At 68.8% G+C, this 8,176-nt stretch carries 10 protein-coding genes; 6 read left to right on the top strand and 4 right to left on the bottom strand.

What is annotated here, in order from left to right:
• From Q0M60_RS05290 to Q0M60_RS05305, 4 genes are all read right to left on the bottom strand, one after another.
• Positions 1–242 (bottom strand): hypothetical protein (locus Q0M60_RS05290; RefSeq protein WP_296816879.1); only part of this gene is annotated, 242 nt, incomplete at its 3' end.
• Positions 243–295: 53 nt separating this feature from the next.
• The gene (locus Q0M60_RS05295; RefSeq protein WP_296816881.1) at positions 296–727 is read right to left on the bottom strand and encodes a VOC family protein; all 432 of its coding nucleotides are present in this window, start codon (positions 725–727) and stop codon (positions 296–298) included.
• A 257-nt stretch (positions 728–984) separates the two neighbouring features.
• On the bottom strand, positions 985–1,983 hold the full coding sequence (gene hemB / locus Q0M60_RS05300) for a porphobilinogen synthase (protein WP_296816883.1): 999 nt from the start codon (positions 1,981–1,983) through the stop codon (positions 985–987).
• A gap of 8 nt (positions 1,984–1,991) precedes the next feature.
• Complete coding sequence (locus Q0M60_RS05305) at positions 1,992–2,477, bottom strand: hypothetical protein (RefSeq protein WP_296816885.1); 486 nt, start codon at positions 2,475–2,477, stop codon at positions 1,992–1,994.
• An 89-nt stretch (positions 2,478–2,566) separates the two neighbouring features.
• Here Q0M60_RS05305 and Q0M60_RS05310 point away from each other — a divergent pair, with 89 nt between their 5' ends.
• The 6 genes from Q0M60_RS05310 to mmsB all read left to right on the top strand — a co-directional run.
• The gene (locus tag Q0M60_RS05310) at positions 2,567–3,706 is read left to right on the top strand and encodes an isobutyryl-CoA dehydrogenase (RefSeq protein WP_296816888.1); all 1,140 of its coding nucleotides are present in this window, start codon (positions 2,567–2,569) and stop codon (positions 3,704–3,706) included.
• 52 nt (positions 3,707–3,758) lie between these two features.
• Positions 3,759–4,484: a hypothetical protein gene (locus Q0M60_RS05315; RefSeq protein WP_296816891.1), complete on the top strand. Its 726-nt coding sequence runs from the start codon at positions 3,759–3,761 to the stop codon at positions 4,482–4,484.
• 20 nt (positions 4,485–4,504) lie between these two features.
• Positions 4,505–5,554, top strand: coding sequence for an enoyl-CoA hydratase/isomerase family protein (locus tag Q0M60_RS05320; RefSeq protein WP_296816894.1), 1,050 nt, complete (start codon positions 4,505–4,507; stop codon positions 5,552–5,554).
• 238 nt (positions 5,555–5,792) lie between these two features.
• The gene (locus Q0M60_RS05325; protein WP_296816896.1) at positions 5,793–6,545 is read left to right on the top strand and encodes a hypothetical protein; all 753 of its coding nucleotides are present in this window, start codon (positions 5,793–5,795) and stop codon (positions 6,543–6,545) included.
• A gap of 11 nt (positions 6,546–6,556) precedes the next feature.
• Positions 6,557–7,324, top strand: a complete 768-nt coding sequence (locus Q0M60_RS05330; RefSeq protein ID WP_296816898.1) for a methyltransferase domain-containing protein — start codon at positions 6,557–6,559, stop codon at positions 7,322–7,324.
• A gap of 189 nt (positions 7,325–7,513) precedes the next feature.
• Positions 7,514–8,176, top strand: a 663-nt coding sequence (gene mmsB / locus Q0M60_RS05335; RefSeq protein WP_296816901.1) for a 3-hydroxyisobutyrate dehydrogenase, incomplete at its 3' end; no start/stop codon positions are given.

Consider the following 8,176-nt stretch of genomic DNA (forward strand, 5'->3'; position numbering starts at 1 on the left):
ATGGTGGCGATCGGCTGCTGTCCGCCCTGGAGCACCTCCAGGTCGGCCGCGGTCACATAGCCCAGGTTGTTCTCGCCGCGCAGGAACGCGGCGTTGCCTTCCTTGAGCTGCCTCAGGGCGTCCGCGGGCGTGGGCCGGGCCGGGCCGCCGCCCCCGGACGGGGAGGCAGGCGCCGCGCCATGACTTTCCGTGACGAGGGGCGCACGTCGCCTGCTCCGGCCCTTGCCAAACCACCAACCCATCACCCGTCCCCACAATGGTTAAGCTGGTTCTGTCGAACGGCGATCGTTCGCTGTCAACCAGCCTGGGGCGGGCTCGCGGTGTTGATCATCCACGGGATGCCGAAGCGGTCGACGAAGGAGCCATAACCCGCCGACCAGAAGGTCGGGGCGAAGGGCATGACGACCTTGCCGCCTTCCGACAGGGCGTCGAACCACTGGCGCGCCTGGTCCACGTCTCCGGTGTGGATGGTGACGTCGAAGCCGTTGATGGGCTTGTCGTAGTTCGGCGCGAACTCCGGAATCGCGTCGAAGCCCATCAGCGCCTGGTCGCCGACCTCGAGCCAGCAGTGCATCAGCAGGTCCTTGTATTCCGGACCTACGGGCATGTCGGGCGGGCCGTCACCGTAGGGAAAGGCGGCGGTGATCCTGCCCCCCAAGACACGGGCGTAGAACTCGAAGGCTTCGCGGCACTGGCCGCGAAAGGTCAGGCTGGTCACGATCTTCATGGGGCTCCCTCCCTCAAGCGCCGCCTACGGCGCCGTCCCTAGGACGAACATCTACGCCCGATCCCGACAAGACGGCACGATTTTCAGCTGGCCAGCATTCTCGCCGTCTTGGGCGCGAAATAGGTCAGGAAGAGGGGGTGGCGCCTGGAGTCGTTTCACCGAGTCCACTTTCACCTTGTCCACCGAAAACGCGGTGGAGTTCGCCCTTCTCCACTGTCTGGACTTTCAGCGGACGACTTGATCGGCCGAGTCCCCGGTCAGCCCAGCAGCCTCGCCGCCTTCGACGCGAAATAGGTGAGCACGCCCGCGCAGCCGGCACGCTTGAAACCCGTCAGGGTCTCCAGGACAGCGCGATCCTCGTCCAGCCAGCCGTTGGCGACGGCGCCCTGGATCATCGCGTACTCGCCGGACACCTGGTAGGCGAAGGTCGGCACGCGGAAGGCCTCGACCACGCGCCGGACGATGTCGAGATAGGGCATGCCCGGCTTGACCATGACCATGTCGGCGCCCTCGGCCAGGTCCATGGCGACCTCGCGCAGCGCCTCGTCGGTGTTGGCGAAATCCATCTGATAAGTCTTCTTGTCGCCGCTCAACGCCTTGGCCGAGCCGACGGCGTCGCGGTACGGCCCGTAGAAGGCCGAGGCGTATTTGGCCGCATAGGCCAGGATCATGGTGTCCTGCAGCCCGTTGGCCTCCAGCGCCTCGCGGATAGCGGCGACCCGGCCGTCCATCATGTCCGAGGGCGCGACGATGTCGGCCCCGGCATGCGCGTGGATGAAGGCCTGTTCGGCCAGCCGCTCCAGCGTGGCGTCATTGAGGATGCGGCCGTCCTCCAACACCCCGTCGTGGCCGTGGTCCGTGTAGCAGTCGAGCGCCACGTCGGTGATGACGCCCACCTCCGGCGCGGCGTCCTTGATCGCCTTGATACAGGCCGGAACCAGTCCATCCGGGTCCGTCGCGCCTGTGCCGACGCCGTCCTTGAGCGACGGATCCACGTTGGGGAACAGGGCCACGGCCGGGATGCCCAGGTCGCGCGCCTCGACCGCCGCCTTGGCGGCCTCCTTGGGCGACAGGCGGAAAACGCCCGGCATGGACGGCACGGCCACACGGTCGTCCGAGCCGTCATGGACGATCAGCGGCCAGACCAGGTCGGCGGGCGTCACCGCCGCCTCGGCCACGAGCCGACGGATCCAGGGGGCCGAGCGCAGACGGCGCGGCCGCGCGAAGGGGAACAGGGCGGGCGAGGGGGGATGCATGGGCGAACTCAGGACTGCAGCCGGCCGATCGGGCGTCCGCCGCTCAGGCGGACCGCGCCGACGATCGAGGTCAGGACCATCCAGAAGCCGCAGGCGACCCAGGCGGCCGCCGAGACCAGCACCCCGATGAAGGTCACCATCGGGAAGGACATCTCCATCTCGCGCGAGACCGCGTCCCAGGCGTCAGACGGCATGTTGGCGAAGACGTAGCGGAGGATGTCTGCGAACAGGAAACCGACCCCGACCACCAGCGACAGCGCCGCGATCAGGGCCAGAACGAAGCCGATCCAGAAGGTGCGGATCTGGAAACGGTAGTGGCTGGCCTCCAGCGGCGGGGCCTCGGGCTTGCGCACATAGGCGATGACCACCCCGATTAGTCCGGTCAGGCCGACCACGAAGGGCGCGGCGAACATCAGGGCGTAGACGACATAGCAAAGGGTGCGATCGTCGCTCGACGAAGGCGAGGCGGCTCCACTAGAACCTGCGTCCGACATGGGCGACTCCCGGCGGCCGATAGCCAAGGTCCGCCGCTTAGCCCGAAATGACGCCGGCGGGAACCGCCGCAACCAGGACGTAGGGATCGATGGACTTCAGCCTGAACGAGGACCAGCGCGCCATTCAGGACGTCGCGCGCGCCTTCGCCGACGCCGAGCTCGCGCCGCACTCGGCCGAATGGGACGAGACCAAGCACTTCCCGGTCGAGACGATGCGCGCCGCCGCCGAGATGGGCTTCTGCGGCATCTACACCGGCGAGGAGCACGGCGGCATGGCGCTGGGCCGCGTCGAGGCGGCTGTGATCTTCGAGGAGCTGTCGCGCGGCGACGTGTCCACGGCGGCCTTCATCTCCATCCACAACATGGCGACGTGGATGCTCGACACCTACGGCTCCGACGAGCTGCGCGCACGCTTCGTGCCGTCGCTGGTGACGATGGAGAAGATCGCCTCCTACTGCCTGACCGAGCCCGGCTCGGGCTCCGACGCGGCGGCGCTCCGCACGACCGCGCGGCGGGACGGCGACCACTATGTGCTGAACGGCTCCAAGGCCTTCATCTCCGGCGCCGGGACCTCGGACGTCTATGTGGTCATGGCCCGCACCGGCGAGGACGGCCCCAGGGGCGTCTCGACCTTCGTGGTCGAGAAGGACACGCCCGGGCTCAGCTTCGGCGCCCAGGAAAAGAAGATGGGCTGGAACAGCCAGCCGACGGCCATCGTCTCCTTCGACGACTGCCGCATCCCGGCGGCCAATCTGCTCGGCAAGGAGGGCGACGGCTTCCGCTATGCGATGAGCGGCCTGGACGGCGGCCGGCTGAACATCGCCGCCTGCTCGCTCGGAGGCGCCCGCCTGGCGCTCGAGACGACCCAGGAATACGTCAAGACGCGCAAGCAGTTCGGCCGTCCGATCGGCGACTTCCAGAACACCCAGTTCAAGCTGGCCGACATGGCGACCCAGCTGGAGGCCGCGCGCCTGATGGTCCTGCGCGGCGCCTGGGCCATCGACACCAACCATCCGGAAAAGACCAAGTGGTGCGCCATGGCCAAGCGGCTGGCCACCGACGCCTGCTTCCAGATCGCCGACGAGGCCCTGCAGCTGCACGGGGGCTACGGCTACCTCAAGGACTATCCCCTGGAGCGCATCGTCCGCGACCTGCGCGTTCACCGCATCCTCGAAGGCACCAACGAGATCATGCGCGTGATCACGGCGCGGGAGATGGGGCGGCAGTAGGCGCTGACAGCGAACGGCATTCGTGCTGATCTGGCCGTTCGGGAGGTGCGTCATGGTCAAGTTTCGTTGGATTGCATTGTGTGTGGCCGTGGCCCTCGCGACTCCGGTCGTCGCTCAAGACGCCGTCGAGGAGATCGTGGTCACGGGCGCTCGTCTCAGGCGGGATGCCGAGGATAGAGCGCCGCCCGTCGTGCCGGCGGTGACCGTGCCGCGCAGGGCGGACAATCTGATCGTGCAGGTTCGCGTGGTGAACGACACGCGGGACGCGACCGAGCGGCGTCGCGAGTTGATCCAGACGCTTCGCGATATGGCGCGTGCCGCCGGGCGCCAGGGTGATATTGATCTGAGTGTCCAGGAAAACGGACAGCTCGTCCCGTTCACGGAGGAGATGATCGGCACGCTTACCTTGGGCGTGGATGGTTCTCGGGCGGACACCAGCGCGACAAGCTTCATCGTCAAGACGCCGATCCGGCCCGGCGACACACTCGACTCTGCATCCGGCCGTATCGAGGCCTTCGTCGGCGGCATCAATGGGACTGGACGCACCCTGGTGACGATCACAGGCGGGTGGCAGCTCTCGATCGTCAACCCCTCGCAGTATCGGCCGCAAGTCCTCGCTGCGATCGCCACGAACGCGCGCGAGACCTCCACGGCGTTTGGTGACGGTTACGCCGTCAATGTCGACGGCATGGCGAATCCGCTGACGTGGATCCAATCCGGTCCGCTGGAGCTCGCCCTGTTCATTCCATACACCATGACGGTGACGCCCCGTCCGTGAGGGGTTAGATCGGCGGTCCCATGACCGAGCCCGAGATTCTCACCTCCATCGAAAACGGCGTCGGGCGGCTGACGCTGAACCGGCCCAAGGCCCTGCACGCCCTGAACCGGGGCATGTGCGAGGCGATGACCGAGGCGCTGCTGGCCTGGAGGGACGATCCGATGGTGGGGTCGGTGCTCATCGACCACGCCGGCGAGCGCGGCTTCTGCGCCGGCGGCGACATCCGCATGATCGCCGAGAGCGGCGCGGGCGACGCGTCCGAGGCCAAGGCCTTCTTCCGGACCGAGTACCGGCTGAACCACCTGCTGTTCGAATATCCCAAGCCGGTGACCGCCGTCGTCGACGGCATCGTCATGGGCGGCGGTGTGGGCATCTCCGAGCCGGCCGACGTGCGGATTGCGACCGAGCGGACCACCTACGCCATGCCCGAGACGGGCATCGGCCTGTTCCCCGACGTCGGCGGCGGCTGGTTCCTGCCGCGCCTGCCGGGCCAAACCGGCGTCTGGCTGGCCCTGACCGGCGCGCGGCTGAAGGCGGCGGACACGGTGGCGCTGGGCGTCCACACCCATTTCGTCCCCTCGGACCGGATCGACGACCTCAAGGGCGCCCTGTTCGCCGCGCCGGACGATCCGGGGGCGGTCGCCGACCGCTTCCACCAGGACGCAGGGACCATCCCGACCGCGCCGCATCGCGAGGCCATCGACCGCCTGTTCGCCTTCGACACGGTCGAGGAAATCTTCGCCGCGCTTGAGGCCGACGGCTCGGACTGGGCCCTGGCCCAGCTCGCCGTGCTCCGCACCAAGTCGCCCCAGTCCATGAAGGTCTCCCTGCGCCAGCTGCGCACCGGGGCGACGCTCGGCTCCTTCGCCAAGAACATGGCCATGGAGTACCGGCTCGGCGGCCGGGTGGTGCGCACCCACGACTTCCAGGAGGGCGTCCGCTCCGTCATCGTCGACAAGGACAACGCCCCGCGCTGGTCGCCGGCCCGACTGGAGGCCGTGACGGACGAGCAGCTCGACGCGCTCTTCGCGCCGCTCCCGCCCGATGAGGAATGGACGCCGCTCTCCTAATCCCTTCTCCCCTTGCGGGAGAAGGTGGCCGAGCGCAGCGAGGTCGGATGAGGGGTCGCGCTGACCTATCAACCTGTGTGCGGCGTTCGGGCTTGGAAGCGGACGGGCCGGTGCGACCCCTCATCCGTCGGCCTTCGGCCGCCACCTTCTCCCGCAAGGGGAGAAGGGACGCGGTGGCGCCTTGCCACCGCCGCCGGAAACGCGCCTATTTCCGGCCAAGCTGCTGGAGGGCCTGCCCATGAAACGCCTGATGATCGCCGCCTGCCTGGCGCTGTCCGCCTGCACGACGGGGCCGGCCGATCCGCCGCCGCCGCCCGTCGACGTGGCGGAGGCCTACACCCTCGCGATCGTCGATCCGCGCCGGCCGACCGTCGAGGTTGCCCGCGACCCGCTGCGCCGTCCGCGCGACATGCTGGAGTTCATCGGGCTGCAGCCCGGCCAGCGCATCGCCGACATCCGGCCGGAGGAGGGCTACTTCACCCGCCTGTTCGCGCCGGTCGTCGGGCCGGAGGGCCGCGTCTACGCCTTCGTGCCGACCCTGACGGCGGCCCGCGAGCAAGGCTTCGCAGAGGGCCTGGCCGCCGACTACGGCAACGTGACGCCGGTGATCGGGCTGCTGGACGAGATGTCCTTCCCCGAGCCGCTCGACGTCGTCTTCATGGGCCAGGAGTACCACGACTTCCACATCGACCGGTTCGACGTGGACGTGGCCGAGATGAACCGCAGGGTCTTCGCCGCCCTGCGTCCCGGTGGCCTCTACGTGATCCTCGACCACTCGGGCCTGCCCGGGACCGGAAATACCGAGGTCGAGAGTCTGCACCGCATAGAGGGCGACTTCCTGCGCCGCGAGGTCGAGGCCGCCGGCTTCGTCTTCGAAGGCGAGACCCGCGTGCTGGCCAACCCAGACGACAGCCGCACCATCAGCGTCTTCGACGAGTCGATCCGCGGCCGCACCGACCAGTTCGTCTACCGCTTCCGCCGTCCCGAATAGGAGCCCACGACATGCGCAGCCTGATCCTAGCAGGGGGCCTGGCCCTCGTCCTCGGCGCCACGGCGCTGGCCCAGCCGACCGAGCCCGCGCCCTATATCGCAGCCGCCTTGGCCGATCCGGCCCGCCCGTCCGCCGACATGGAACGCGACGCCGCGCGTCATGCGGCCGAGATCCTGGCCTTTACCGGCGTCGAGCCCGGCGACCACGTCGCGGACCTGGTCATCGGCGGCGGCTCTTTCACCCGGCTGTTCTCCGTCGCGGTGGGTCCCGAAGGGCGCGTGACGGCCTGGCAGCCCGGCGAGTTCGTCGCCTTCCAGGCGTCCTACGGCCAGCAGCTCCGCGACGTGGACGCCGCCTACGACAATGTCTCGGGCGTCGAGAGCCGCTTCGCCGAGCTCGACCTGCCGTCGGGCAGCCTGGACCTGGTCTTCACGTCTCAGAACTACCACGACTTCCATCTCCAGCCCTTCCCGGCGGACACTGCCGCCCGGATCAACGCCGAGGTGTTCGACGCGCTGAAACCGGGCGGCGCCTATGTGGTGATCGACCACTACGCGCCCGACGGCTCCGGCTGGCCGACGGCCCACACCCTGCACCGCGCCGACCGCGCCGCCCTGATCGCCGAGATCGAGGCCGCCGGCTTCGTGCTCGAGGCCGAGAGCGACGTCCTGCGCAACGCCGACGACCCCCGGACCGCCAACGTCTTCGACGAGAGCATCCGCGGTCGGACGGACCAGTTCGTGCTGAGGTTCAGGAAGCCCGCGGGAGAGGCGGGCTGAGCAGACCCTTCTCCCCTCGGGGGAGAAGGTGGGCGGCGGAGCCGATCGGATGAGGGGGCTGTCACCGCGAAACGCTCGGTCGGCCTCCTGCCTGCTGAACCACCCCCCTCAACCGTCTCGCTCCGCGAGCCACCTTCTCCCCTGAGGGGAGAAGGGCTAGGAGAGGCCCCGTCTTTTCGGGAGTGAGTCATGACCAACATCGCCTTCATCGGCCTGGGCAACATGGGCGGCGGCATGGCCATGAACCAGGCCAAGGCCGGCCGGACCGTGCGCGCCTTTGACCTGTCGGACGCCGCGCTCCAGCGCGCCCGCGACAACGGCTGCGAGACGGTCGGCTCGGTGGCCGAGGCGGTGAAGGACGCCGACATCGTCATCACCATGCTGCCCGCCGGCCCCCACGTGCTGAAGGTCTATACCGAGCAGGTGTTCGGCCACGCCCCGACCTCGGCCCTGCTGCTCGACTGCTCGACCATCGACGTCGACACGGCCCGCAAGGTCGCGACGCTGGCCAAGGAGGCCGGTTACGCCTTCGCCGACGCGCCGGTGTCCGGCGGGACCATGGCGGCGGACGCAGGCACGCTCGCCTTCATGGTCGGCTGCGACGAGCCTGACTTCGCCCGCATTGAGGCGGCGCTGGAGCCCATGAGCCGCGCCACCTTCCGCGCCGGCGACCACGGGGCGGGGCAGGCGGCCAAGATCTGCAATAACATGATCCTGGGCATCACCATGCTCGGCACCTGCGAGGCGATCGGCCTGGCCGAGAAGCTGGGCCTGGACCCGGTGAAGATGTTCGACATCGTGGCCAGGTCGTCGGGCCAGAGCTGGAGCGTGAGCACCTACTATCCGTGGCCG

Origin of the sequence: Brevundimonas sp. (assembly GCF_024711105.1) — a bacterium.
GTDB lineage: Bacteria > Pseudomonadota > Alphaproteobacteria > Caulobacterales > Caulobacteraceae > Brevundimonas.

Bases quoted from the DNA above. Each gene is read 5' to 3' on its own strand.
- Q0M60_RS05295 (WP_296816881.1), bottom strand. From the start codon at position 727: ATGAAGATCGTGACCAGCCTGACCTTTCGCGGCCAGTGCCGCGAAGCC.
- Q0M60_RS05330 (WP_296816898.1), top strand. From the start codon at position 6,557: ATGCGCAGCCTGATCCTAGCAGGGGGCCTGGCCCTCGTCCTCGGCGCC.
- hemB (WP_296816883.1), bottom strand. From the start codon at position 1,983: ATGCATCCCCCCTCGCCCGCCCTGTTCCCCTTCGCGCGGCCGCGCCGT.
- Q0M60_RS05310 (WP_296816888.1), top strand. From the start codon at position 2,567: ATGGACTTCAGCCTGAACGAGGACCAGCGCGCCATTCAGGACGTCGCG.
- Q0M60_RS05325 (WP_296816896.1), top strand. From the start codon at position 5,793: ATGAAACGCCTGATGATCGCCGCCTGCCTGGCGCTGTCCGCCTGCACG.
- Q0M60_RS05320 (WP_296816894.1), top strand. From the start codon at position 4,505: ATGACCGAGCCCGAGATTCTCACCTCCATCGAAAACGGCGTCGGGCGG.
- Q0M60_RS05305 (WP_296816885.1), bottom strand. From the start codon at position 2,477: ATGTCGGACGCAGGTTCTAGTGGAGCCGCCTCGCCTTCGTCGAGCGAC.
- Q0M60_RS05315 (WP_296816891.1), top strand. From the start codon at position 3,759: ATGGTCAAGTTTCGTTGGATTGCATTGTGTGTGGCCGTGGCCCTCGCG.